Source organism: Tenacibaculum sp. IMCC1, from assembly GCF_054906355.1.
Map to the genome: position 1 here is coordinate 3,198,171 of NZ_CM142818.1, position 26,574 is coordinate 3,224,744.

The following is a 26,574-nucleotide window of genomic DNA, read 5'->3' on the forward strand; positions in this document are numbered from 1 at the left end:
AATAAATTAAAATTTATAACGTAACGTTGAACCAAAACTAGCAGGCTCTATTCTGTTAATATAACTTGTACGGTAGGCGTTGTAGCCTATTTCGTCAAAGATATTATTTCCAAATACATCAATACTTAATTTCTCATTAAATTTATAAGAAGCCTGTACATTAACTGTAGTGTACGATTTTAAATCGAATGGTTTTGTATCAGGAGTAACCCCTGTGTGCGTATAGTTTCTAGACCACACATTGTGCGGACGTTCTCCTAAGTAATAAGCCCCGGCACCGATAGATAAACCATTTAAAGATTTTTTAAATGCATAACGTGCCCAAAAATTTGCCGTATGTTTTGGAGTGTTAATAGGTCTTGAGTTATAGTAATATGATGCATGATCCTTGTATTTAGCATCTAAATAAGAATATCCTCCTATAACTTCTAAATTAGGAAGGATACGACCTATTAATTCTACTTCTACACCATTTCTCACATCATCACCTCCTTGTGTATAATAACCTAAACTATTACCAGCATTGTCATAAACAGGTAAGTTTAAATTTTTACTTGAGGTATAAAATGTAGTAACATTAAAACGTAAAGCATTATTAAACCAAGTAGATTTTATCCCTGTTTCTATTTGATCCCAACGTTCTGTACCTAATTCGTTACCGTCAACATCCGTATAAAAAGAAGTTCTAGGATCTGAGCTGCTAGCATATGAACCAAAAATGATAATATTTTCATTAGGCTTTAAATTAAACCCTAATAACGGATTAAAGGCATCATCACTTTTAGATTCATCTAAAGGTCTACCTATAAAGCTACCTCTAGTTCTTTTCATAGAAGTATAACGTAACCCTAAGAAAACATCAGCCCAATTAGTAAGGCTTATTTTATCTTGTATCGTAATTCCATATGACTCTGTTCTAGATCCTGAATCTCTTGCAGGGTTTCGTGTAATGTTAACTCCGTTAGGAAGTGTATTATCTATAGGCTGTAACACATCTATAATATCTGCGTATTTATTGTCAGAAGCATATTGTGTAGCATAGGCTATATTATCAAATTCAGAAGTTCTAAAGTCTGCACCAATTTGGAAAGTATGTTTTAAGAAACCTGTTTCTACATCTTTTCCTACCAAATCTAATTGTAATACACTATTATTATCTTTTCTTCCAGAAGCATAATACTCTCTATAACGTTGGTTGTCTGGTAAAACAGGTAAACCATTTCTAGGGTCTCCTTGAAAAGCGTAAGAAGTTTCAGTATCTATATCTAAATCAGAAACAAAATATCCTGCTTTTATGCTTATATTGTCAGTTAGTTTTCTATCTGCTCTAATGGCATAGGTTAGGTTTTTGGTAGTAACATTATCAGAATCATATCCCATAAAGTTATTGTTAGGTAATTTATAAATGTTGTTTACATCATAAGTTCCTAAGTTAAGAGTTCCTTGATCAGGAGTTCTACTATCATGCATGTAATCCATTTCTAATGTAATGGTAGTTTTCTCATCTGGTCTCCAAGCGTATGATGGGTTCACATAAAAACGTTCAGAACCAACATGGTCTCTAAAACTGTCTGCTTTGTCATAAGAACCAGCAATTCTAAAGGCATGTTTTTTATTGGCATCAATAGGTCCATAAACGTCAAAAGTAGGACGTAATTTCCCGAAACTACCTGCTCTAAAAGTAACTTCTCCACCTGTGTAAAATTTAGGAGTTTTAGTCACTACATTAATAACACCACCAGCAGAACCTAAATCACCACCTAAACCTTGGCTAATAGCAGATATTCCTTTCAATACTTGAATGTTGTCAACACCAGCCATATCGGTAATAATTCCAGTTCCTCTAAAATCTGAGTTTATACGAACTCCATTTTTTAATAAAGGAATTCCTCTAAAACCTCTTAAAGACATACTTTCTTTGGTGTTTCCGTAGGTGGCAAAGGTATATACACCGGCTACGTTTTTGGTAACATCGCTTAGAGTTAAAGCGTTTTGTTGATCGATAAGTTTATGTGATAAGACTGAAATACTTTGTAATTGCTCATTAGGAGCTAAAGGTAGTCTAGTAAGTGTTTCTAGTTTTTCAGCTCTTTTATCTCTTGCTCCAAAAAGTTCAACTTCATCAAGTTGAGTGTCTGATTTTAAAATAAAAACTAAATTTTTAATGTCTCCTTTTACCACTATTTTTTGTGATGATTGATTGAATCCTACAGCGCTTACAATAAGCTTATGATTAGAGTTTGGAACATTTGTTATAGTAAAACGACCATTTTCATTGGTTTCGGCTCCTAATTTAGTTCCTTTAATAAATACATTCGCATAAGGAATAGTTTCATTGTTTTCTGATTTTACAACTCCTTGTAGGGTTGCTTGACTATACATTGTTTGAATACAACTACATAAAAGTAGTACGGTTGCAATAATTCTCATTTTTTTTCCTCTTTGAGAGATTTGTTTTAAAATATTTAATTTTTCGTTTAGGTATAACTATAAAATGCTTTGAAACGCTTTTATTTTTTTACAAAAGATTCTATTGTTTCATTTATTTGTTGTTCTTCAGATACTTTTTCGGAGAATAAATGCTTGTATAAAGGTTTGTTGTTTACTTTAGTTTCTAAAGAGAGGTTAGTGTTTCTTCCATAAACTTCATCCCATTTAGATCTAACTTTTTGCCATTTCACACTGTTTTTTTTCCACCAGTCTTGAGCAGCTTTACATTTATTATCATCTACTTTTACGTAGGTGTTGTACCCTTTTTCATGAGCTATAACAATATCTTTTTTACCTTCTTCTCTTATGATTTTTTTGTTATCTTGATCGTGTAACCAACCATAGTTTGTGATTTCATGACGGTTACCTCTTTCAGTTACATTATAATCGCTTCTTTTGGTATATTCTCTTCTTGGTAAGGGTGCATCTGTAGTATTTTCCCAGTAACTTTTTCCGTCTACATGTACCCAAGTACCAGAGCCTTCGTATCGTGGACTATCGTCTACTTGATATACTTTTTGTGTCCACTGTTTTTTTACTTCTGATTTTGGTTTGTTTTTATAAAGCCAATTGTTATTTCCATTGAACATGTAAAAATCAGTGTTTTCGTACAACCAATCTTGTCTCCAATGTTTTACAATATGAGGATTTGCAGGATTCCCTACCTGTAGTAAGTGTTGAATTGAAATTTTATCATTTTCGTCAACAATTAAACCTGCCCACTCTAAAGCTTTATCTGTTTTTGTTTTGGAAGGTTTGTATAGAGAGTCTTTACTAAAGTTAAATGTTTCAGCAAAGTTGAAAGTAACTTCATAACAACCACACATTTTTTTTATAGCTGCTCTATCTTTTTTCTTCTTGTTTTGAGCGTTAATTGTAAGTGCAGATAGTATTAATAAACCACCTAAAAATATTTTTTTCATCGTGAGTTTTGTTTGAATTTATTTTTTGACAAAAATATAACTTTTATTTAGATTGGTTAAAAATAAAGAATATATTTGCAAAAAATTATTAAGAATGTTTCTAAATAACAAAGTGGTTTTTTTATTGATGCTTTTAGCATGTCAAGTCTTTTCTCAAGAAAAAGAAGAGGTAAGACGTGATAGTACTCATTATAATAAATTGGAAGAGGTTGTTGTAACAGGGCAGTATAATCCTAAATCGATTAAGAAATCGGTATACAATGTAACTATCATAGATAAAAAACAAATAGAAAGTCAAGCAGCTAATAATTTAGCGGATGTATTAAACTTTAAACTAAACTTAACAGTTATACCAAATTCTCAGTCAGGTAAATCAACTATTTCAATGTTTGGTTTAGATTCTCAATACTTTAATATTTTGATAGATAACGTTCCGTTAGTTAGTGATAACGGAATTGGAAATAACATTGATTTAACTCAAATAAATTTAGATGATGTTGAGCGTATAGAATTGGTTGAAGGAGCCATGGGAGTTGAGTACGGAGCTAATTCGGTATCGGGAGTAATTAATATTATAACAAAAAAATCATCTCAAAATAAATGGAACATTCAAGCAGCAATACAAGAAGAAACTGTAAGTAATGAGTATGCTTTATTTAATGAGGGTAAACATATACAGAGTATTAATGTGGCTCATAATTTTTCTGAAAACTGGTTTGGTAGAGTGAGTTTTAATAGAACAGATTTTACAGGTTTTTTAGATGATAGAAAAGGAAGAGATTATTATAAGAATGATTTACTAAGGGGGTATAGTTGGTTGCCGAAAGAGCAGATAAATGCCACTGGTTTTTTGAATTATAAAAAAGATCAACTTAATTTGAGTTATAAATTCAATTATTACAATGATAATGTAAACTTTTACAATCCAAAAGTTGATGACAATATTGATGTAGACTCACAAACTAGTAATCCGTTTGCGTTAGATCGTGTTTTCAAAACAGAGAGATTTGTAAATAATATTAATTTGAATGGGATTTTAGCATCGGGGAGCCCTTATTCCTTCTCAGCTTCTTATCAAACACAAAAACGACGTTTAAATAAGTTTACTTATTTTATTTTATCTGGAAATAAAACAAATGAGGAAGATAAAGTATATCAATCAAGCAATGTTTTCTTTTCAAAAGGTACTATTTCAAACTTTATAAAAAGTAATCGTCATAATTTTCAGTTAGGTTATGAAGCTCGTTATATAGAAGGATTCGATACGCAGGCCTCTGGTGAGGTTACTCAACAAGATAAAACACGTACTCAGGGTAACTATGCTTTATTTGGTTCTTCTGAAGTAAAATTTTCAGATGCCTTAATGGTTCGTCCTGGCTTAAGGTATGAATACAATTCTTTATTTCATTCTAAATTACAAAGCTCTTTAAGTGCTCGTTATTTATTTAAAAATGGATTTGAACTTAGAGGTAATATAGGTACTTCGTATAGAACTCCAAGTTTTCAAGAACTATATTATTATTTTGTTGACTCTAATCATGACATAAGAGGAAATGAAAATTTAAATCCAGAAAGTGGATATTCTGCTTCAATTAATTTAAAGAAAAGAAGTTGGTTTGACGATTCTAATATAGCATTGTTAAATAGTTTAAAAATAGACTATTTAAATCTAGAAGATAAAATAGATTTAGCAATTGTTAATTCGTCACCTCTACAATATCAATACATAAACGTTGATGCTTATAAATTATGGGGGATTTCTTCAAGAAATACAATAAAAGCTAATAACTGGTCTTTTAATTTAGGAGCTAATTTACAAGGAATAGCTCAGGTAGCTAACAATGAAATAAATGCACAAAATGACTTTTTGTATTCCTTTCAATTAACTACGAGTGCTAGCTATAAAATAAAAAAATGGGAAACAATAATAACTTTATTATTAAAGCATAACGGAGAACAACAAAATTATATAGCTTCAGGTACAGATGAAAATAAAAACTCAACTTTCACAAAAACAACTACGCAAGCTTATAATTGGTTGGATGCTTCTGTGCAAAAATCATTTTTAAACAAAAAACTACAAGCTACAATAGGAGCCAGAAATTTATTTGATGTTACCAGTGTTAATGTAAGTAACGCAGCTACAACAGGCGCACATTCAACAAACAATAATTCTCTATTGTTAGGCTATGGTCGTTCATACTATTTAAAACTATTATATAATATTAAATTTTAAAATTAATAACAATGAAAAACAAATTTTTCACACTCATATTATTAACAACTATGTACTCTTTCATTAGTTGTGGAAGTGATAATGATTTACCATCTGAACCAATAAAAGTGGTAATAGAAGGAGCAGAAGTAAGTCCAGGAGTAGGTGGACCTAATCAACCAAATCAAGTATATATTGACTTAAGTACGAATACAACAACAGAGATAAAGAGAGACTCTTGGGATTTAGGATTTTATTCTGGAAGTGAGTTTAGAGTTGTTATTAATGGTTCAATATCTATGGCGGCTGCTAAATTATCTACAACAGATATAGATGCTGTTAGCTCTTCAACCCAAGAAGTAAAAGATTTACAGCCTTTAGTAAGAACGAATACATATACTGATGAAAGTGCTCCTTTTGTTGATCATCCTAGTGGAGATATAACAAAAACGGCAATTGCTGAAATTGAAGTAACAGAGGCTAATAATAAAGTATATTTAGTAAACCTTGGTTATGAAGTAGCAACAGATAAACCAGCTACAGGTAGCTACTCTGCAAATGGAGATGAAAGAGGTTGGAAAAAAATTAGAGTTTTAAAAGAAGGAGATGCTTATGTTTTACAGTATGCAGATTTAGATGCTACTACGCATAAAGAAATTGTAATAACAAAAACAGAAGGGTATCACTTTACATTCTTTAGCTTTAATACAGAAGCTAAAGTAAATGTTGAGCCAATGAAAGAAAACTGGGACTTAAACTTTACAATCTTTACAGACTTATTACCTAGTTATGGTCCGTATGTATATGCAGATTTTGTGGTAAATAATATAAAGTCAAATGTAAAAGGATATATGATAGATACAGAAGAAGAAAGTTATACATATAATGATTTTACCTTAACAGATGTAAAAGTAGAAAATTTTGGTAATACTCAAACAGCTATCGGTAGTAGTTGGAGAGCAGGAGGAGGTCCTAGTTCTTTACCTTCTCGTAAAGACAATGTTTTTTATGTAATAGAAGATACTGATGGAAATTTATATAAGTTAAAGTTTTTAGCATTAACAAATGATGCAGGAGAAAGAGGTTATCCTGAGTTTGTATATAGCTTATTAAAGTAAAGATTTATTTATTAAATTTTGTTAATTTTTGTTGTGAAAGGCTATCTAACCGAAAGGTTGGGTGGCTTTTCTAGTTAAAAAGGTTTAGTTAATGAGTTTTTCAGCCAAATACTTAGAGGTGTATGATTCTTTATTTTTAGCTAATTCTTCAGGGGTGCCTGCAAAGATTAAGTTTCCACCTTTTTTTCCACCCTCTAAACCAAGATCAATAATATAATCAGCGCATTTAATCAATTCAATATTGTGTTCAATAACAATAATTGAGTGTCCTTTTTCAATTAACGCATTAAAAGAAGCTAATAATTTTTTAATATCATGAAAATGCAATCCAGTAGTAGGTTCATCAAAAATAAATAAAGCTTTGTCTTTGGTATTTCCTTTTACTAAAAAAGAAGCTAGCTTTATACGCTGTGCTTCACCACCAGAAAGGGTAGAAGATGATTGACCTAATTGTACATACCCTAATCCAACATCTTGTAAAGGTTTTAATTTTTTAGCTATTTTGGTTTGTTTATGTTCTGTAAAAAAAGCAACGGCATCATCAATAGTCATGTTTAAAATATCATCAATTGATTTTCCTTCAAAAGTTACTTCTAAAACTTCTTTTTTAAAGCGTTTACCACCACAAGTTTCACATTCTAAATGTACATCAGCCATAAACTGCATTTCAATAGTAACTTCTCCTTCACCTTTACAAACTTCACATCGACCACCATCTACATTAAAAGAAAAATGTTTAGGTTGGTAATTTCTTATTTTAGATAGTTTTTGAGACGAAAGTAGCTTGCGAATATCATCATACGCTTTTATATACGTTACAGGGTTAGAGCGTGAAGAACGGCCAATAGGATTTTGATCGATAAACTCTACATGTTTTAACAAATCAAAACTCCCAGTAACATCCGTGTGTTGTCCTAATTTTTCACCATATCCAACCAGTTTCTTCTGCATAGCAGGATATAGGATTTTTTTAACTAAGGTACTTTTACCACTACCAGAAACTCCAGTAATAACGGTTAAGTTGTTAAGCGGAAAAGAAACATTAATGTTTTTTAAGTTATTTTCACGAGCCCCAATAATATCAATAGAATTTTTTGATGTTCTTCTACTTGTAGGGACTTCAATTTTTAACTCTTCAGATAAATATTTAGCTGTAAGCGATTCAGATTGTAAAATATCTTTAAAAGTTCCCTCGGCAACAACATTTCCACCATAAGTTCCTGCTTCTGGGCCAATATCAATAATATAATCGGCCTCTTTCATAATGTCTTCATCATGCTCAACTACAATTACGGTGTTACCTAAATCACGTAGGTTTTTTAACACGCCAATTAGTCTTTCCGTGTCTTTTGGGTGTAATCCAATACTTGGTTCATCTAAAATATACATAGAGCCTACTAATGAACTCCCTAGCGAAGTAGCTAAATTAATTCGTTGACTTTCTCCACCAGATAACGTGTTAGATGTTCTGTTTAATGTTAGATAGCTTAAACCAACATCTGTTAAAAACTGGAGACGATTGTTAATTTCGGTAAGTAAACGTTTACCAATTTTTTCTTCGTATTTGTTTAATTCAATATTATTGAAGAACACCGCTAATTCATCTAAAGGTAAGGTTACTAATTCATCAATAGTTTTACCGTATACCTGAACATAGTTGGCTTCTTTACGCAAACGTTTTCCGTTACATTCTGTACATTTTGTTTTTCCGCGGTAACGAGAAAGCATTACACGGTTTTGAATTTTGTAACTTTTCTCTTCAAGTTTTTTGAATAGATGATTAATTCCTTTGAATTTTTTAGTTCCATTCCAAACCAAGTCTTTTTGTTCATCTGTAAGTTCGAACCATGGTTTATGTATAGAAATTCCGAATTCTTCAGCATTTAGAATTAAATCATTTTTATATTTTTTATAACTATCTGTTTTAAAAGGGAAAATAGCATTTTCGTAGATAGAAAGTCCAGTATTGGGAATTACTAAATCTTCATCAATACCAATTACATTTCCATATCCTTCACAAGTAGGGCAAGCTCCGTAAGGATTGTTAAAACTGAATAAATGCGTGTTTGGTTCTAAGAATGAAATTCCGTCTAATTCAAATTTATTACTGAATTCAACAGTACTATTATCTGATAGGTTTTCGATATAACAAATACCTTTTCCTTCAAAAAAAGCCGTTTGTACAGCATCTCCTAAACGGTTATAAAAATCTTCTTCGTGTTTTACAACAATTCTATCAACAACTAATTGTAATTCATTTCCTTTAAAATCTTTTACAGGAAACTCATCAATTCTGTATACGGTATCTTGATATTTTAAACGAGCATACCCTTGCTGTGTTAATACTTGTAAAACGGTTTTTATATCTCTGTCTTTATTAATACGTATGGGAGCAAGTAGTAATAATTTAGTACGCTCTTCGAAAGTTTTTACATGATTGATAACATCAGAAACCGTATGTTTTTTTACTTCATTACCCGAAATAGGAGAGAAGGTTTTACCAATACGAGCGAATAATAATTTAATATAATCGTATATCTCTGTTGATGTACCAACTGTTGAACGTGGATTAGTAGCGTTAACTTTTTGCTCAATAGCAATGGCAGGAGCAATTCCTTTAATGTAATCAACTTTTGGTTTGTGTAGTTTTCCTAAAAACTGACGTGCATACGAACTTAAACTTTCTACATAACGACGTTGTCCTTCAGCATACAAAGTATCAAAAGCTAGAGAAGATTTACCTGAACCAGAAAGTCCAGTAATAACTACTAATTTATTACGAGGGATAACTACATCAATGTTTTTTAAATTGTGCAGTTTAGCTCCTTTTATTATAATATTTTCTTTAGGATTTACTGTTGAAATATCAGTCTTCATATACTCAAAAAATAAGCTATAAAAGTACGGTTTTCTATTAACTCTACATTATAACCTTAATGTAAATATCAAGGACTTTTCTTTTTACAAAACTTAGATTAAATATATAATGTTTAGAAAATAAGGTGTCTATTTGTTGTTTTTTCGAAAATAGTCAAAAAAATCCCCTTCATTAAGAAGGGGAAAAAGTAGATTTATATTATTGTTTTTCTTGTTCTGAAATGATTATAAGGATCTTTCGAGTATTGTTCTTTAATCCTAATAAGTTCATTGTAGTTTTGGGCAAAATATGTTTTAGTAGGGATAGAACTATCCTTAAAGCTTATAAATGCGCCAGAGGTATTTGGGATATCAAAATCTCTACATACTTCAATCCAGTCCAGCGCTCTATTGGTGTAATCATATAAAGTATTGTCTTGGAAGTTTTTTATTTTTTCTTCAATATACTTTTTAATTGCTGGATCCATATTTGCATCTAAGGCCTCCCACCAACATTGGTATTGTATGGTATATTGTTTGTCATTGTAGGGAAAAGCACTATTGGTCTCAGGATGTTTTTTGTAAAACTCGCCTGTAATAGCTCCTAAGGTAATATAAGATGTAATAGTATTTTTTCTGTTGTGCTCATTTAATAGAGGAGAGCACAGGCTTTCAATTAGTTTTTGATGCCCTTCTTCTCCTAAACCTTTTTTATCAACAAGTCTTGAAGTTATTTTATGTGGTGCAGGTAGATCTAAATCTGGTTGTAGCGGTGTCCCCATTAATAACTCAGGAGGGAGCATGGATAATTTAATTTCATTAAAAGACTCCCTGTCCCATGAACTCATTAGGTGTTCACCATAGTTGCTTTTATGTTCAAAATCTGCACCTGTGGCAGGTTCAATAGTTAACATGTTATCAGTAACGGCAAGTACACCTTTAAAGTTATCTTTTATAAACTCTCTTAAGCTTATTTCATCTCCTTCCCAATACCCATTAAACTGGCAATTAAGATAAATGGTTTTATAAGGAATAGGTGTGTTTTCATCCCACGACCTTGCACTCACTTTTAAGTTGGTCCCAATAAGTTGAGGTGAGTTGTTAGGTTGAATAATTTCCTCCCATTTTTGTAGCACTTCAAGAGTAGGAACATTTTCTTCAACTTTATCTGGATTTAAATGGGAATACGGATTCCAAACGACATTGAAGCGATGTAATATTTTAGGTAGTTCAAAAGTTTTAATTCTAAGCTCGGTTACAATTCCGTAACTCATGCCACCACCACCTCTTAATGCCCAAAGTAAATCAGGAATCTCACCATTTTTTTCATTGAGTTCTGCAAACTCTCCGTTTCCTAACAAAACTGTAGCGCCGACTAAACGTTCACAGCACATGCCATATTTACGAGTCCATGGTCCCCAGCCACCACCCATAGTGAAGCCAGCAATACCCACAGTAGCACAAGTACCGTGGGGAATCATAACGTCTTGGTCAGCGAGTCTTGAAGTTAGATCTTTAAAACGAATACCTGGACGAATATGTGCGATTTTTTCTCCGTCAATATTTTTAATATAAACTTTTTCATTATCATGTTCGGGATAGTTCATTTTAGAAACATCTATTAACACAATATTAGTTCCAGTACATTCGCCTTCGTGATCATGACCTCCAGCTCTGACTTTGAAAGGGAGCTTGTTGTTCTTTGCAGCTTTGAATGTATTTTGTACGTCTTCAGGGCTTTCGCAATAAACAATTACAAAGGGGTTGAATTGCAATCTTCTATTGAAAATATGACTATTTTTATAATGTTCGTAAACATTATCTAGACTCCCCCAATTTGTAGATATTGTTACATTTGAAGGTAACGACTTTTGGATTTCTTTTAAAAAGTTGTCAATGTTTTCTCTAAGTAGCGTATTAATTTCTTCTTGAATGTCAGTTTTCATAGATATTGTAGTTTAAGGATTAAAACTCAAAAATAATTAGCACCTATGTGTATTTAAGAAAGAGTTCTTTAAATGATTAAATATTTAATTTAAGTAATTGAAAAAGGGTATAAGCAGAAAGTGAGTTTGTTTGAATAAGGAAGAGCTTCTACCAAAAATAAATTCAATTAAATGTTTTTACTGTTACAAAAACAGTTGTAAAAATTACAACTGTTTAATATAAAGTTTTAAAAGAGTTTATTTATCCGCTAGTACAGCTGTCATAGCAAATGGATCAACAGTTTTTGTGAAATTTTCGTTTTGATATCCGTATAGTTCATGGTTTATAAATTCATGTTCATCGTTTTCAGAAACCACAATAAGTTTAGAAACAGCACTAGGGAAATCATTCATCTTATTCAAATCCATATAAATTTCTCCCATGGTTCTAGCATTACAAAAATAGTAGGTAAGGTTGTTGTGAGAAGCAACGCTTGTCCATAAAGTTTGTGCGATGTTTGGATATTTTTCTAAAGTTGATTTGAAATTAACAGGTACAGAAGCATTCATAACAACTGATTTTGATTGAGTTAAAGAATCAGAATTACTAGTAGTGTCATATAAATGATTTAGATAATAAGAAGCTCTGGCAAATCTATCAGAAGGAAAGGGACCGCCTGGTAAAGTATTACTAGGAAAGTTATTTTTATCATTCCACTGCCAACGCCAAAATTGATTTAGTTCAATTTGTTTGGCATAAGAAGGTTCGTTAGTCATTACTCTAAATTCAGGATCTTCATAAATGATGTAATTTCCATTATGAACTTCAATAATGGCAGATTTACCATGAAGGTCAGAAACAGCAAGATGCAAAGAAGCTTTTTTATTAGAACCAGGAACTTTTCCTCCAATTAACTGAATTTGAGTTTCGGCTTCTTTACTAAATTTTGCAACCACTTCAGAAACTGAGGAACAAGTATCCAATACAAATTGTACCCACCTTAAAACATCTAAATTTTTACAAGAGCTACCATCTTCTCTATTGTAAGAAGCACCACTGTCGTATAATAGATTAGCGACGAGCCCTTGAGAGTTGATACCATCAGATGCGCCAAAAGGAGCTTTGGTACCCACCATAGTTACAATACTGCTATATTGTGCTTCCCATATTAACGAATGTTCATTTTCAATTTCTGTTCCGCATTTAAGCATTGGGTTTTGAGGAGTAACTCTAAAAGCAAAAATAGTGGTAGGCATTTGGGTAGCCCAATCCATATTTCTTGCTGTAGTTAGATAATTGTTTTCTGCACTAAAATTGTTAAATATTCTTGTACACATAGTTTTAAATTTTTCGGGGGTTAATATTGATTTTATAATTACAAAACTATAGGGAGAAAAGCTATGTATTTAAATGAAGGGCTTGACCATACTAATATTTGGTTATAAACGTAAGGTATTTGAGTATATATAATTTGTTTTTTAAATGGGGACTCTATAGATTTTAAGACGGTATAAAGTGACTTTTAATTCTATTCTTTTTAAAGGATATAACAGATGAGGATGGAAAATATAATGAATGTTTCCTTTTGGGTTAACAGTTGAGATATCAGTCTTTATATACTTAATATAATCGAAAAAGATAAGTAATAAGAAATACCTATTTCAAGTGGTTTTATTGAAAAAACGATAGTGTTTTTCTCTTTTTTTATAGTTTTTTTTGTATTTATTAATAAAAAATTTAATATTTGTAACTCATTATTAATCAATAAATAATAGCTTATAGTAAAATAATTACTTTTATAACTTAATATCCCCTAACAAAAAGAGTACTAGTTAGTTGCTCTTTAAAAAAAGTAATTATTATGCAGCACATTGTAGATGATAGTGTATTAGTAAAGAACTATATAAATGGTAATGAATATGCCATAGAATTATTGATTAAACGCCACCAACAACGACTTTATAGCTTTATTTATAGTAAAGTACAAAATAGAGATACTACAGAAGATATTTTTCAAGACACCTTTATAAAGGTTATAAGAACGCTAAAAAAAGGAAATTATAACGAAGAAGGTAAATTTTTACCATGGGTAATGCGTATTGCTCATAATTTAATTATTGATTTTTTTAGAAAAAACAATCGCATGCCTACGTTTAATAATACAGAAGAGTTTGATATTTTTTCGGTATTAAGTGATGGAACTTTGAATGCAGAAGGAAAAATAATAAAAGAACAAATATTAAATGATGTTAAAGAATTAGTTGAAGAGTTGCCCGAAGAACAAAAAGAGGTTTTAAAAATGCGTATTTATAACGATATGAGTTTCAATGAAATATCAGAGAATACTGGCGTTAGTATAAATACAGCACTTGGTAGGATGCGTTATGCTTTAATTAATTTGAGAAAAATAATTGAAAAAAATAAAATTATCTTAGTTAGTTAAACAATATTTAAAAAAAAGCATCGTTAAATCATTGATAATAAGTATTAATAAGGGAATATATGATGCAAGTTTACTCTAAGAAGTCTCCTGACTTTAAAATGGAACCTAAACAAGAAACAGTTCAATATTTGATTAATTTTTCCAAATCGTTAACAGTAGTTAAAACAAAATCAAACTATCTCATTGAATTGAATTTGAATTAAGAGTGGGAAAAGCTTCAACAAGGTTGGGGCTTTTTTTATGCTTTCTTTTTATTATAATCGTCTATTACCGATTTTCTTCCAACTGTCTTAGTGATAATATCATTTTCTAGCTTCCAACCTCGAGCAGGAGAATATTCACGTCCATAATAAATAATTTGTAAGTGTAATTTATTCCATAATTCTTTAGGGAATAAACGTTTTGCATCTTTTTCAGTTTGTGCAACACTTTTTCCGTTAGATAAATTCCAGCGATACATTAATCTATGAATATGGGTGTCTACAGGAAAAGCAGGAATATCAAAAGCTTGCGACATTACCACACTAGCAGTTTTATGCCCTACAGCTGGTAATTCCTCCAAGGCATCCATATCAACAGGAACTTCACCATTATGTTTTTCAATTAAAATTTTCGATAAACCGTGAATTCCTTTTGATTTCATAGGAGACAAGCCAACTGGTTTGATAATCTCTCTAATTTCATCAACAGTAAGCTTTACCATGTCGTACGGATTATCAGCTCTTTCAAACAATAAAGGAGTAATGGTGTTTACACGTGCATCGGTGCTTTGAGCAGACATCAATACAGCAATCAACAAGGTGTATGGGTCTTTATGGTCTAAAGGGATGGGAGTTTCAGGATATAATTCTTCTAAAGTATCTATAACAAACTGGACTTTTTCTGCTTTCGTCATTGCTTTATAAAATTTGAAAAAATCAAAGGTACAAAGAAGCTTCGTATGTTTTATGGATAATCAAAATCAACTTTGTAACTTTGACATAATAACTTTGAAAGAATATAATATGACAACACTAAAAATAGGAGATAAGGCACCAAATTTTGAATCAGTAGACGAAAAAGGAAATACTGTAAAGCTTTCTGATTATACAGGGAAAAAACTAGTATTGTTCTTTTATCCGAAAGCAAGCACACCTGGTTGTACAGCAGAAGCTTGTGACTTACGTGATAATTACAAAACGTTTTTAGCAAAAGGCTATGATGTTTTAGGGGTGAGTGCAGACTCAGCAAGACGTCAGCAAAACTTTATCAATAAAAATGAATTACCTTTTCCTTTATTAGCAGACGAAAGTAAAGATGTAATCAACGCTTTTGGTGTTTGGGGACCTAAAAAGTTTATGGGAAGAGAATATGATGGAATTCACCGTACTACTTTTGTAATTGATGAGAAAGGAGTAATTGAAGATGTAATTACGAAAGTAAAAACAAAGGAACACGCAAATCAGATATTAAAATAATAGTATATCTATTTAATAAAAGAAAAAAGTCGAGTATTTACTCGACTTTTATTTTTTGTGGACTTACCCTAAATTCTTCTGTAGGTTTTATTACTTCTGTAGCGGAGGCAAGTTCTTTTTGTAATTCTCTACTTGTTTTAGTGCTACCATCATGACTCCATCCTGGAGGCATAAACACGTATTTTAGTCGTGTTGTAAAAGGTAAATTCTTTTTTCGTTTAAAGAAGTCGTTAAAAATTTCTTTCCATTCATGGAAGATAATGTTAATAGGTCCCTTGTCTTCTAATGGTTTGGTCAAACCATAACGTAATTTTTCATATTCAGTTTCATCCTCTTCAGCTTGAAAAGTTCCAAAAATACGATCCCAAATAATCAATACCATTCCCATATTTTTATCTAAATACTTAGTATTAGAGGCATGATGGACTCTATGGTGAGATGGAGTAACAAAAATGTATCCCCACCAACCTAATTTACTTTTAATAAAATTAGTATGACATAATGTTCCGTAGTTTTGATTCATGGCATATGCAAACATAATATGCAAGGGCATAACACCTAGAAAAGCTAACGGTAAAAAGAACATATACCTAAACAAAGGCTGTAAAACTGGAGATCTAAAACCAGTTGAAATGTTGTAAAATTCAGAGTTGTGATGTGTTACGTGTACAGCCCAGAAAAATCGTGAATGATGATCTACATAATGGTGTATGTAGTACAAAAAGTCTTGACCAATAAAAGCTAATAACCAATATGCCCATGACATGTTACCTTCCCAGTCGATAATTCTGTATTGGTAACAAAACCCCATAATGGCAAAAGAAATAACCTTCATTAGTAAATCTAAGCTAAAGTTAACTAAAGCAAAGTAAACATTAGTAGCTGTGTCTTTAAAATCGTAGTTTTTAGCTTTAGCTCTATAACTAAAGTACATTTCAATTAAAATTACTGAAATGAAGAAAGGAGCACTCCAGTAGTATAATATATCTTGATTGAATATGTTGCTCATGCTATTTTTTTAGATTGCAAAAATATTTAATTTTAATCAATTTAACTGTTAAAATTTATAGTCTTTCCACGATCCAGTTTTTAAAACTATAGAAGTTTTGAGGAGCTACTCCGTGACCTACGGGGTATTCTGAATATTCATTTTTTAACTTTAAGTCTTTCAGTATAATAGGAGCTTTACGTGCCCAATCTATAGGAAGAACTTGATCTACAGTTCCGTGAGAAATATAATAATCTGTTGTAATAGAGTTGTCTATTTCAGTAGGTAATAACTCTTCGTTAATATAGCCGCTTAAAGCAACTATATGTTGTACTTTGTTAGGGTATTTAAAACTTAGCGCATAACTCAAAATAGCTCCTTGGCTAAATCCTAATAAAAATGTTTTATCAGGGTTGGTATTGTATTTCTGTTTGATTTCGTCTATAAAAGAAGCAATCTTATCAACTGATTCAGCTGCTTGTTTTAAATCAGAAAATTTACCGTTAACTGAATCAAAATTTATAGCGTACCATGCATAACCACCATAGCCCATATCGTGAGGAGCTCTAGCACTTACAATTAATAAATCGTCTGGTAATTCTTCTGCAAATGAAAATAAATCTTGTTCGTTGCTACCATATCCGTGTAATAAAATTAATAAGGGAGGGTTAGCGTTAGAGGTTTTAGGCTCTCTTACAATATGTTGTAAACTCATGTATTAAATTCCTTTAAATAGGTTTTGAAATTGTTCTCCAACAACTGGTACAAGCTTTTTTTCTCCTTTTAAAACTGCTAAAAGGCTAATTAACCAAAGTACAAATAATAGTACTCCTACAGCCCAACCTATTGTATTTCCTAAATATTTATAAACAATCCACATATTCACCATATACAATATATTTAGCCCTAGCATTTGCCTAATGTAAAAACTAGCAAAAGCATTTTTTTTGTTCATGTTTAAAACGAAAGCTATGATAAGTCCTATAATTGTGAAGTGGCTAATAATTGCTTCAGTTTTTCCTTCGTTTACTGTTAGATTTTCCATGATTCTATGAGTTTAAAATTAGTTGACTATTATTGTAAATACCATAAACTTTTCCTTCTAGTTTTTTTCCTAGAAAGATACTGTTTTTTGAGGTAGAAACAATGTTTTGCTCTGAGAAAGTATATGCTCCATCAGGGTTAAAAACAGACAAAGTAGCTTTTTCATCTTCTTTTATGGAAGCTAATTCAACATTAAAACGTTTTCTAGGATTGTTAGATAAACAGTTGATGATAGTTTCTAAATCTAATACAGTATTTAGCGCTCCAAAAGCACTTTCTAAACCAATAGTACCGTCTTTTGCAGTAGAAAACTCTACTTTTTTATGTTCAATGTCTATAGGATTATGGTCTGATGTAATTATATCAATAATTCCTTCTTTTAAACCTTGTATTAGAGCTTTTTTATCTTCTTCTGTACGTAGGGGAGGATTTACTTTTTTATTAGCTTCAAAGCCATGTAGTTCATCATCTGTCAAAACTAAATTATGTACAGCAACACTACACGTTACATCTAAGCCTTTTTCTTTTGCTTCTTTTATAAGTTGAACAGACTTAGCAGTTGAGATAGTAGGAATGTGTAATTTACCTCCTGTATATTCTAACAAAAATAAATCGCGAGAAATTTGAATTTCTTCTGCAAGTGCAGGAATTCCTTTCAATCCTAAAAGCGTACTATTTTTACCTTCGTTAGCAACACCTTCACCAGCAATTAAATTGTTTTTAGGAAAGCTTAGTACCAATCCGTCAAAATTTTGAGCATATAACAATGCTATTTTTAATAGATTATCGTTACTAACAGGTTTGTTATAATCGCCAAAAGCAATAGCTCCCGATTGTTGCATGTCGTACATTTCAGACATTTCAACTCCTTTACTTTGCTGAGTTAAGGCTCCAATAGGATGAATGCTAGTTGCAGCTCCGTTTACTTTATTAATTAAAAACTCTATGGCTGATTTATTATCAACTATAGGGTGTGTATTTGGATTAATAGCTACATGTGTAAAACCACTTTTAGCCGCTACTTGAACACCATGTTGCAAGGTTTCTCGCTCTTCATAACCCGGTTCTCCAAAAGAAACGCTCGTATCAAACCAACCCGGAGATACATGAAGATTTTCAAGCTCTACAACTTGATAAGTTTCTTCATCAGCAATGTTGTTGTCTATTTTGGTAATAATACCGTTGGTAATTAAAATATCTTTAGTTTGTTGGTGGTAAGGACTAGAAGCATCTATTATTGTTGCCGATTTAAGCAGCGTTGTCATGGTTTAAAGAATTTTAAAATCAAAATTTCTAAAAGCAAAGATACAATAGCTAAGCCCAAAAACCATTTCCAAAGCCATTGAATTTTGTTTTCATCATTAATATTTTCCAAGGTGTTTTTAACTGAAGTAGATATAGTCATATCATTAGCTTCAGAAAATATTAAAAAATCTAAGGCACTTTCACTTTTGTTATAATTAAAAGCAACATTTCTAAGCACATTATTTCCTTGTTGTATTTGATAAAAGCCAGGAACTAAAGGTTGATCTTTAGTTGTAATACGTGTTTTATTTTGAAAAGTTTGTTGCAAAGGAATAAAAGAACTTTTGCTACTAACAATACTTAAAACTTCATCTTTACCTAGTTGTTTATCAATATCAATAGTATTTTGTTTGTCTATGGTATAATACAATTCAGAAAGTTGTAAACTTTGTTTTCCGATGTTATAAAAAACAGGTACAATTAAAGGTGAGTTCGTAAAGTTACTATTGTCTTTATTTAGAGAACCTGCCACCCAATATATAGAAGCATTTGGTAAATTAATCTGTTTAATAAACCCTTGTTTGTTTTCAAAAGAAATAATGTTACTAGCATTCTTAAATTCTGAATTAAAAGAAGTTTTTACAAACGGATATTGGAAGTTAGCAACTTTCTTTTCGAAAACATTTTTCAAAAGAGGATGATTATAATTAATCGAAGTAACCTTTAAACTATCATTCTTTTTAGAAAGTAATCTTCCTGTATTTAGCTTCCCGAAAAAGTTGTTATAAGAAGAAAATACCGATTCTTTACTTGGAATTATGACAAGGTTTCCGCCTTTTTTAGTGTAGTTTTCTAAACTATTCAGAAGTGTTTCTGGAATACTTTCCAACTCATTTAATACAATAAGATGTTGCTTATCTATCAAATTATAGTTGGCATTTTGTAGCGTAGAAGAAGTAAAGTTAAATTCTTCTTTGGTATAAATCCGTTGTAAGAAGTTATTTGATTCTCCAATTGCTAATACATTAATTTTTTCGTTAGCATTAATGGTAAAATAAAACGAATTATCAAACCCATAAGTGTCGTTAAAATTAATAGCAACTCTACCTAAAAACATTGGAGTTTTTACAACAGAAAAAGTAACTTCCGTAGTCTTGTTTTCCTCAATACTAAAGGTTTGTTTATTCAATAACTTGTCATTATTGTAAATGGCAATAGGAATGTCATTTTTAGCATTTCCTTGATTTCTAACAACAGTATGTACGTTGAAATTAGAACCTCCATTATCATCTACAAAAACACTATCAATAGAAATGTTGCTTTTTTGTTCAGGTACTAACTTTACAAAAGAAGTATTTTTAGGAGCATTGTCAATTTCCTCTTTTTTAATGTTTTGAAAATCAGAAATCACAATGTTTTTGGAAGAAGAAGTTATAGACTTATGCTCACTAGTCATTTTTAAAAAAACATCAGCAAGGTCTCTAGTTTTAGCAGTATTAGTTGTTTTTAACAGCTCTTCTTTTAGTTCAGAAGCTGTTTTATTAGTATAAAAATGATCGTTTGTAAGTAAAGAATACTTAGTTTTTTCTGTTGAGTTTTCAATAATTTCTTGGGCAGCAATTTGTAGCAAATTACCTTTTTCTCCAATAGCACTAGTACTTAAAGAATTATCAAGATATATAAAGAAATGTTGCTCTTCATTTACTTTATGGTTACTAAAATATGGCTGAGCAAAAGCAAAAATAAGGGAAGTGAGTAGCAGTAAACGAGTAGCTAAAATCAGCCATTTTTTTATACGAGAACTTTTACGTGTTTGTAACACTAACTTTTGTAAAAAAGCTACATTGGTAAACGGAACTTTTACAAATCGCTGTAGTTGGAACAAGTGCACCAAAATAGGAATGAGTAAAAAAGCTAAGAAATATAAAATCTCAGGATGTTTAAACTGCATAATTGTAATTTACTAACTGTAAAAATACCTAAATAGATGGTTTAAAAAAGAATGTAGTTAAAAATCTGTTAGAAGTGTGGTAAGTTTTCGACAAAGGATTAAATTTTCCTATTTTTGAACTATGACTACAAAAGAGAGTGAGTGTAACATTCCGGGAGAAATTAACTATAAAGAACACTGGAATGCAGCCTATGTAAAAAATCCAACTGAAAAACTAGGGTGGTTCGAAGAAAGTTCGAAAGAAACTATTGAATTATTAAAGGAATCTAACGTACCACAAGACGCTAAAATCTTAAACGTTGGTGTTGGTTCGTCTATGTTAATTGATGAATTAGTGGCCGATGGATATTCAGGCTTAATAGCAAATGATTTATCTGAAAAAGCACTAACCGATGTAAAAAATCGATTAGGAGAAAGTGCATCAAAAGTTAACTTTATAGCCGATAATTTAGTGGCTCCAACCCAACTACAAGATCTTGAAGAAGTTGATGTTTGGAACGATAGAGCAGTACTACATTTTTTTTTAAAAGAAGAAGAACAAAACGCCTATTTTAACCTGTTAAAGAAGCTTGTAAAAGTTGACGGATTCGTAATTATTGCTGTTTTTGCTTTAGACGGAGCAGAAAAATGTTGTGGACTGCAATTACAACGTTACAATACGGAAATGCTACAAGAAAAATTAGGAAACAATTTTGTTTTAGTCAATAGTTTTAATCACACATTTGTAAATCCGTACGGAGGAGAACGTCCGTATGTTTACACATTATTTCAAAGAGCCAATAAGTAATGAACATAACCAATATCCCTTATAAAAACACAGGATTCTTTTCTAAAACAATGGAGGACTATTTAAAGGCTGATGAAAAGATTCAACCTTTTTATAACCGTTATCCGAGTTTACGAAACTTTGAAAAGCAACTAGAAGAAAAAAAAGAAAACCCAATTTCAAATACTCAAAGGAAAAGGTTAGTTGAAGTATTAAGAAAACAATACAAAGACATTGATTTGTCGTTCGATACGCAAAAAAATATAGAAAGTTTACTAAAAGAGAATACGTTTACCATAACAACAGGGCATCAGTTGAATTTGTTTACGGGACCGTTATATTTTCTGTATAAAATTATATCAACCATAAACATGTGCGAGCATTTGTCAATGCAGTTTCCTAATGAGAATTTTGTGCCTGTATATTGGATGGCAACAGAAGATCACGATTTTGAAGAAATTAACTTCTTTAACTTTAAAGGGAAAAAAGTACAGTGGAACTCTGACCAAAAAGGACCTGTAGGACGTTTTACAACCGAGGGGTTACAAGATGTATTTGAAGTATTTGCTGAACATTTAGGAGGTTCAAAAAATGCTATTCAAATAAAAGAACTTTTTGAAAAAGGATATTTACAGCACAAAACATTAGCAGGTGCAACCAGATATGTAGCCGATAAACTTTTTGGAAAATATGGTTTGGTAATTTTAGATGCTGACGAAAGAGAATTAAAAAGAGCGTTAATACCTTATGTAGAGTACGATTTGTTACACGAAACTTCTTATAATGAAGTATCGAAAACAATTACAGAACTAGAACAATCATATAAAATACAAGTAAATCCACGTGAGATAAACTTATTTTATATTACTGATAGGATTCGTGAACGTATTGTTCTTGAAAACGGAATTTACAAAGTAAATAATACAGATATTTCTTGGACAAAGGATGAAATCTTAGATCATTTACATAGTCAGCCAGAATGTTTTTCGCCAAACGTAATTATGCGTCCACTATACCAAGAGGTAATTTTACCGAACCTATGCTACATAGGTGGAGGAGGAGAGTTAGCGTATTGGTTAGAGCTAAAGGCATATTTTGATAAAGTAAATGTTCCGTTTCCTATTTTGTTATTAAGAAACTCAGCTCAAATACTTTCAGAAAAGCAGTTAGGAAAGTTAGAAAAACTAAACGTTTCAGAAGAAGAACTATTTTTAAAACAAGACGACTTACTAGCAAGAAAAGTGTTGGCTAACGGCGATACTAAGGTAGATTTTACCAAGCAAAAACAGTTTTTACAACAACAATTTGATGATTTACGTAAGCTAGCTAAAAAGACCGATGTTTCTTTTGTAGGAGCTGTTAATGCACAAGAAAGAAAGCAGGTGAAAGGATTAGAAAACCTTGAAAAAAGATGGTTGCGAGCAGAAAAACGACGTCAAAAAGAAATGGTTGAAAGAATTGTAGCTTTGCAAAACGAATTATTACCTAATCAAAGTTTAGAAGAGCGACAACGTAATTTTTCAGAGTTCTATTTAGAGTATGGAGCAGATTTTATTACAATTCTAAAAGAAAACTTACATCCGTTACAACTAGAGTTTACCCTTATTACACTTTAATGAGCACAAAAAAAGGATTACATCCTAAAAATATACACAACCAAGGATACGATTTCAAATTACTAGTAGAAAAGTATCCGAAACTTTCTGAATTTATCATTGAAAAGTTTGAGAAAGAAACCATCGATTTTTCTGATCCAATAGCCGTAAAAGAGTTTAATAAAGCATTATTAGCAGCTCACTATAATATTAAACATTGGAATTTTTCTGATGAGAATTTATGTCCACCAATACCTGGAAGAGTAGATTATATTCATCATTTAGCTGATTTAGTTGCAGGTGAAGAAAACGTAACGGTGTTAGATATTGGTACAGGGGCAAGTTGTATTTATCCTTTGTTGGGAATTGTAGTATACGATTGGAATTTTGTAGCTACTGATATCGATTTAGATTCACTAGATTATGCTCAGGATATTATAGATGATAATGATTTTACGGATAAGGTTGAGTTAAGACAACAGTTTAAAGAAGAACATATCTTAGAAGGAATTATAGAAGAGGGTGATGCATTTACGGTAACGATGTGTAATCCGCCATTTTATAAATCGGCAGAAGAGGCGAGAGGAGCCAACCGAAGAAAATCGAGAAACTTAGGGAATAATACAGTACGTAATTTTGCAGGGAACTCTAATGAGTTATGGTATATAGGCGGAGAAAAAGCTTTTTTGCATACCTATTTATATGAGAGTTCTAAATATCCGAAAGTAAGTAAATGGTTTACGAGTTTAGTTTCAAAAAAAGAAAACGTAGAAAGTTTACAAAACTCAGGAAAAAAGTTAGGAGTTAAAGAATTCAAAGTAATTCCTATGCACCAAGGAAACAAGGTAACACGTATTGTGTGTTGGAGGTTTATATAGTGAGTAATTGTTTATTATTAGTTTAAAGTGATTTCATTAAAAATTAGGAGGTATTTTACCATCTTGATAATCTTTTCATAATTGTTTAATAAAATAGGAAACCGTTATTAGAAGTGATGAAAAAAGGAGGAATTAACGAAGTTGAGTCTCACGAGGAGAGTTCCTCTTACTTTTCAATAATCAACTTCTCCCAAGTATCTTTCCACCCTTTATTTGTAATCCTATTACGATACGTTGTCAAATCGAAATTAGGAGTAGGTCGTACAATAAGATTGAACACATCATCTAAACCATACGGAGCAATATATTCGATTTGACTATCATAGTTTAACTGAATAGCAACAGCAGTAGCTGTTTCAGGCCAGTAAGAAATGGCTTCGTAACAATTTTTATAAGGTGAATGACCGTTTCGAACATGCATTCTAGCTTGATTTTTTACCGACCAGTTAACAGAAGAGTTAATAGCTTTGAGCTGTTCTTCAAGAGCTAATTCACGAGTCTTAGTAATGTCGCTTTTATCAAAGTAAATAACATCAACATCGTTTAAAGAAGTTCTTTTATTATTGTGTTTATAGTCCCAAATTTTGTTTCTAACAAAACCGGCACCAATCCAACAATCAGGAAGATGTAGGTTACGAACGATTTCAAGAATACGTAGCATCCAAGCGTCATTTTCAATAATGCTTATGAATTGAGGGGTAAAATCTGTTTTCATAGATTTATTTGTATTCAGGAATATCCCTTAAAAACACATAAGTTTCGTTCTCTTTATCAAGCATACAAAAAAAATGTTGCAGTCCGTTGGTTACGATGAGGTAATCAGCATCGAGTTTTAAGTTATAACGTGCAATTTGATCAAATGTATCTTGGGTAATTTTTATATGTGGTGCTTTACATTCCACAATAATATTCGGATGACCGTCTGAAGCAAAAACCACAATATCGGTACGTTTTTTAAGGTTGTTGATAACCAATTGTTTTTCAATAGCAATCAATGAAACAGGGTAGTTCCTCTCTTGAATTAACCATTGTACAAAATGCTGACGTACCCATTCCTCAGGAGTTAATACCATGTATTTTTTTCTCAAATTATCAAAAATAAGCGTCTTATTTTCGTTACTTTTGAGCTTGAATGTATAGCTAGGAAGGTTGAGCTTTTGCATAACCCAAAAGTAAGAAAATTATAAGTTATTTCTTCGTTGTTTACTGTGACGAAACATTATTGTCATCTCGAACTGAAGCAACGCGGAATGTGAGAGATCTTAAACACGTGAGTTACTCCGTTGAATCAGATTTCTCAGTCGTAACCTCTTTCGGAATGACATTATAGTAATCGTCATTGCGAGTGAAAGCGAAGTAATCTGTTAGTCGAAAAAAAGATAGCCACGTCGTTATCACTCCTCGCTATGACGTTTCAGTTACCGTCATTGCGAACGATAGTGAAGCAATCTTTTTCTCGAAGAAAAGAAGCCACTCCTCGCTATAACATTTTAAATAACAACACCAAAAGAAGGCAGAAGAAAGACACATGAACGAAATTAAATCTATCATATCCGATATAAAAGGAGGTAACATCAAACCCATTTATTTTTTAATGGGCGAAGAACCGTATTACATCGATAAAATTTCAGATTACATTGAAGATAATGTGTTAGATGAATCTGAAAAAGGATTCAATCAAGTAGTTATGTACGGTCGTGATGTGTCGATAGAGGAAATTGTGTCGTCGGCAAAGCGTTTTCCGATGATGGCAGAAAGGCAGGTGATTATTGTTAAAGAAGCGCAAGATTTAAGCCGTACGATTGATAAAATAGAATCGTATGCTACCAATCCGCAACCGAGTACCGTATTGGTGTTTAACTACAAATACAAAAAGCTCGATAAACGTAAAAAGGCGTACAAAGCCATAGCTAAAAGTGGACTCATTTACGAGAGTAAAAAACTATACGAAAATCAAGTAGCCGATTGGATTCGTCAGGTGTTGGGAGGAAAAAAGTTTAACATCGAACCGAAAGCTTCGCAAATGTTGGTGGAGTTTTTAGGAACTGACCTAAGCAAGATTAGCAACGAATTAGATAAACTAACCTCTGTGTTGCCTGCGGAAACCATTATTACCGATAAGCATATTGAAGAAAACATCGGGATTTCTAAAGACTTTAACAATTTTGAGTTGCGTAAAGCAGTAGGACAGCGAGATGTGGTGAAAGCAAACAGAATTATCAATTATTTTGCGCAGAACCCAAAAAACAATCCGTTGGTAATGACTATTTCCTTACTAAATAGCTTCTTTACACAGTTATTAATGTACCACGGATTAAAAGACAAATCGAAGGCTTCGGTTGCTAAAAACTTGGGAGTAAACCCATATTTTGTGGATGACTATGTAAACGCTGCCCGTAACTACCCGATGCGAAAAGTATCACAAATTATTGCCTTATTACGTGATGCCGATGTAAAAAGTAAAGGAGTAGGAGCCAACCAAACTCATGCTGATATTTTAAAAGAATTACTGTTTAAGATTTTGCATTAACACTACTGTGGGCATCTCTTATTTCTTTAAGAAGAAAAAAACTACAAGTAAAAATATCGTAAAACTATTTTTTACAAACAAAATTCTAATGAAGAGACAATTTTAACTTACACACACTCTCACTTTTCATAAGCAAACGTATCAAATGG

At 31.6% G+C, this 26,574-nt stretch carries 21 protein-coding genes; 8 read left to right on the forward strand and 13 right to left on the reverse strand.

The features are described 5' to 3' along the window. Positions 1-6: 6 nt before the first annotated feature. Positions 7-2,430, reverse strand: a complete 2,424-nt coding sequence (locus tag ACXIHB_RS14900) for a TonB-dependent siderophore receptor (protein ID WP_462098550.1) — start codon at positions 2,428-2,430, stop codon at positions 7-9. An 80-nt stretch (positions 2,431-2,510) separates the two neighbouring features. After that, a complete protein-coding gene (locus tag ACXIHB_RS14905) occupies positions 2,511-3,413 on the reverse strand; it encodes a DUF6607 family protein (RefSeq protein ID WP_073181191.1) in 903 nt (300 codons plus the stop codon). Positions 3,414-3,507: 94 nt separating this feature from the next. Here ACXIHB_RS14905 and ACXIHB_RS14910 point away from each other — a divergent pair, with 94 nt between their 5' ends. Together ACXIHB_RS14910 and ACXIHB_RS14915 are read left to right on the forward strand one after the other, a co-directional pair. Then, entirely contained in the window at positions 3,508-5,649 is a 2,142-nt protein-coding gene (locus tag ACXIHB_RS14910; protein ID WP_462098551.1) for a TonB-dependent receptor plug domain-containing protein, read from the forward strand. An 11-nt stretch (positions 5,650-5,660) separates the two neighbouring features. After that, entirely contained in the window at positions 5,661-6,746 is a 1,086-nt protein-coding gene (locus ACXIHB_RS14915; RefSeq protein WP_462098552.1) for an HmuY family protein, read from the forward strand. Between the two features lie 84 nt (positions 6,747-6,830). Here the strand turns inward: ACXIHB_RS14915 and uvrA are convergent, their stop codons facing one another. The 3 genes from uvrA to ACXIHB_RS14930 all read right to left on the reverse strand — a co-directional run bounded on the left by uvrA (position 6,831) and on the right by ACXIHB_RS14930 (position 12,865). Next, positions 6,831-9,623, reverse strand: a complete 2,793-nt coding sequence (gene uvrA / locus ACXIHB_RS14920) for an excinuclease ABC subunit UvrA (RefSeq protein ID WP_462098553.1) — start codon at positions 9,621-9,623, stop codon at positions 6,831-6,833. Between the two features lie 194 nt (positions 9,624-9,817). After that, positions 9,818-11,548, reverse strand: coding sequence for an FAD-dependent oxidoreductase (locus ACXIHB_RS14925; RefSeq protein WP_462098554.1), 1,731 nt, complete (start codon positions 11,546-11,548; stop codon positions 9,818-9,820). A 237-nt stretch (positions 11,549-11,785) separates the two neighbouring features. Continuing rightward, positions 11,786-12,865, reverse strand: coding sequence for a linear amide C-N hydrolase (locus tag ACXIHB_RS14930; protein ID WP_462098555.1), 1,080 nt, complete (start codon positions 12,863-12,865; stop codon positions 11,786-11,788). Between the two features lie 524 nt (positions 12,866-13,389). On the opposite strand from ACXIHB_RS14930, the gene ACXIHB_RS14935 reads away from it, so the two are divergent. Next, positions 13,390-13,971, forward strand: coding sequence for an RNA polymerase sigma factor (locus tag ACXIHB_RS14935; protein ID WP_173360714.1), 582 nt, complete (start codon positions 13,390-13,392; stop codon positions 13,969-13,971). 238 nt (positions 13,972-14,209) lie between these two features. Here ACXIHB_RS14935 and ACXIHB_RS14940 read toward each other — a convergent pair whose 3' ends face one another. Next, positions 14,210-14,866: an endonuclease III domain-containing protein gene (locus ACXIHB_RS14940; protein ID WP_047789217.1), complete on the reverse strand. Its 657-nt coding sequence runs from the start codon at positions 14,864-14,866 to the stop codon at positions 14,210-14,212. A 109-nt stretch (positions 14,867-14,975) separates the two neighbouring features. On the opposite strand from ACXIHB_RS14940, the gene bcp reads away from it, so the two are divergent. Beyond that, positions 14,976-15,428: a thioredoxin-dependent thiol peroxidase gene (bcp, locus tag ACXIHB_RS14945; RefSeq protein ID WP_047789216.1), complete on the forward strand. Its 453-nt coding sequence runs from the start codon at positions 14,976-14,978 to the stop codon at positions 15,426-15,428. A gap of 37 nt (positions 15,429-15,465) precedes the next feature. Here the strand turns inward: bcp and ACXIHB_RS14950 are convergent, their stop codons facing one another. From ACXIHB_RS14950 to ACXIHB_RS14970, 5 genes are read right to left on the reverse strand one after another with little or no spacing between them, the layout of a single operon-like run. After that, positions 15,466-16,437: a sterol desaturase family protein gene (locus ACXIHB_RS14950; RefSeq protein WP_462098556.1), complete on the reverse strand. Its 972-nt coding sequence runs from the start codon at positions 16,435-16,437 to the stop codon at positions 15,466-15,468. A gap of 55 nt (positions 16,438-16,492) precedes the next feature. After that, on the reverse strand, positions 16,493-17,131 hold the full coding sequence (locus ACXIHB_RS14955; RefSeq protein WP_159616168.1) for an alpha/beta hydrolase: 639 nt from the start codon (positions 17,129-17,131) through the stop codon (positions 16,493-16,495). A gap of 3 nt (positions 17,132-17,134) precedes the next feature. Next, on the reverse strand, positions 17,135-17,461 hold the full coding sequence (locus ACXIHB_RS14960; protein WP_073181181.1) for a hypothetical protein: 327 nt from the start codon (positions 17,459-17,461) through the stop codon (positions 17,135-17,137). Between the two features lie 4 nt (positions 17,462-17,465). After that, positions 17,466-18,725 carry a dihydroorotase gene (locus ACXIHB_RS14965; protein ID WP_462098557.1) on the reverse strand — a complete coding sequence of 420 codons (1,260 nt, stop codon included), beginning with the start codon at positions 18,723-18,725 and terminating at the stop codon, positions 17,466-17,468. Next, positions 18,722-20,656, reverse strand: coding sequence for a BatA domain-containing protein (locus ACXIHB_RS14970; protein WP_462098558.1), 1,935 nt, complete (start codon positions 20,654-20,656; stop codon positions 18,722-18,724). Before ACXIHB_RS14970 ends, ACXIHB_RS14965 begins: the two co-directional genes overlap by 4 nt. A 121-nt stretch (positions 20,657-20,777) precedes the next feature. On the opposite strand from ACXIHB_RS14970, the gene ACXIHB_RS14975 reads away from it, so the two are divergent. The 3 genes from ACXIHB_RS14975 to rlmF are packed head-to-tail and all read left to right on the forward strand — an operon-like array spanning position 20,778 to position 23,895. Further along, positions 20,778-21,443 (forward strand): class I SAM-dependent methyltransferase, encoded by a 666-nt coding sequence (locus ACXIHB_RS14975; protein WP_462098559.1) that lies wholly within the window; start codon positions 20,778-20,780, stop codon positions 21,441-21,443. Then, positions 21,443-23,038 carry a bacillithiol biosynthesis cysteine-adding enzyme BshC gene (gene bshC, locus ACXIHB_RS14980; protein ID WP_462098560.1) on the forward strand — a complete coding sequence of 532 codons (1,596 nt, stop codon included), beginning with the start codon at positions 21,443-21,445 and terminating at the stop codon, positions 23,036-23,038. Before ACXIHB_RS14975 ends, bshC begins: the two co-directional genes overlap by 1 nt. Continuing rightward, on the forward strand, positions 23,038-23,895 hold the full coding sequence (gene rlmF / locus ACXIHB_RS14985; protein ID WP_462098561.1) for a 23S rRNA (adenine(1618)-N(6))-methyltransferase RlmF: 858 nt from the start codon (positions 23,038-23,040) through the stop codon (positions 23,893-23,895). Before bshC ends, rlmF begins: the two co-directional genes overlap by 1 nt. Before the next feature lie 166 nt (positions 23,896-24,061). On the opposite strand, the gene ACXIHB_RS14990 is transcribed toward rlmF, so the two are convergent. Both ACXIHB_RS14990 and ACXIHB_RS14995 read right to left on the reverse strand, forming a co-directional pair. Continuing rightward, positions 24,062-24,610, reverse strand: coding sequence for a nucleotidyltransferase family protein (locus tag ACXIHB_RS14990; protein ID WP_462098562.1), 549 nt, complete (start codon positions 24,608-24,610; stop codon positions 24,062-24,064). A gap of 4 nt (positions 24,611-24,614) precedes the next feature. Then, positions 24,615-25,058, reverse strand: coding sequence for a type I restriction enzyme HsdR N-terminal domain-containing protein (locus ACXIHB_RS14995; RefSeq protein WP_047789206.1), 444 nt, complete (start codon positions 25,056-25,058; stop codon positions 24,615-24,617). Between the two features lie 365 nt (positions 25,059-25,423). Here ACXIHB_RS14995 and holA point away from each other — a divergent pair, with 365 nt between their 5' ends. Continuing rightward, complete coding sequence (holA, locus tag ACXIHB_RS15000; protein ID WP_239180672.1) at positions 25,424-26,425, forward strand: DNA polymerase III subunit delta; 1,002 nt, start codon at positions 25,424-25,426, stop codon at positions 26,423-26,425. Positions 26,426-26,574 lie beyond the last annotated feature (149 nt).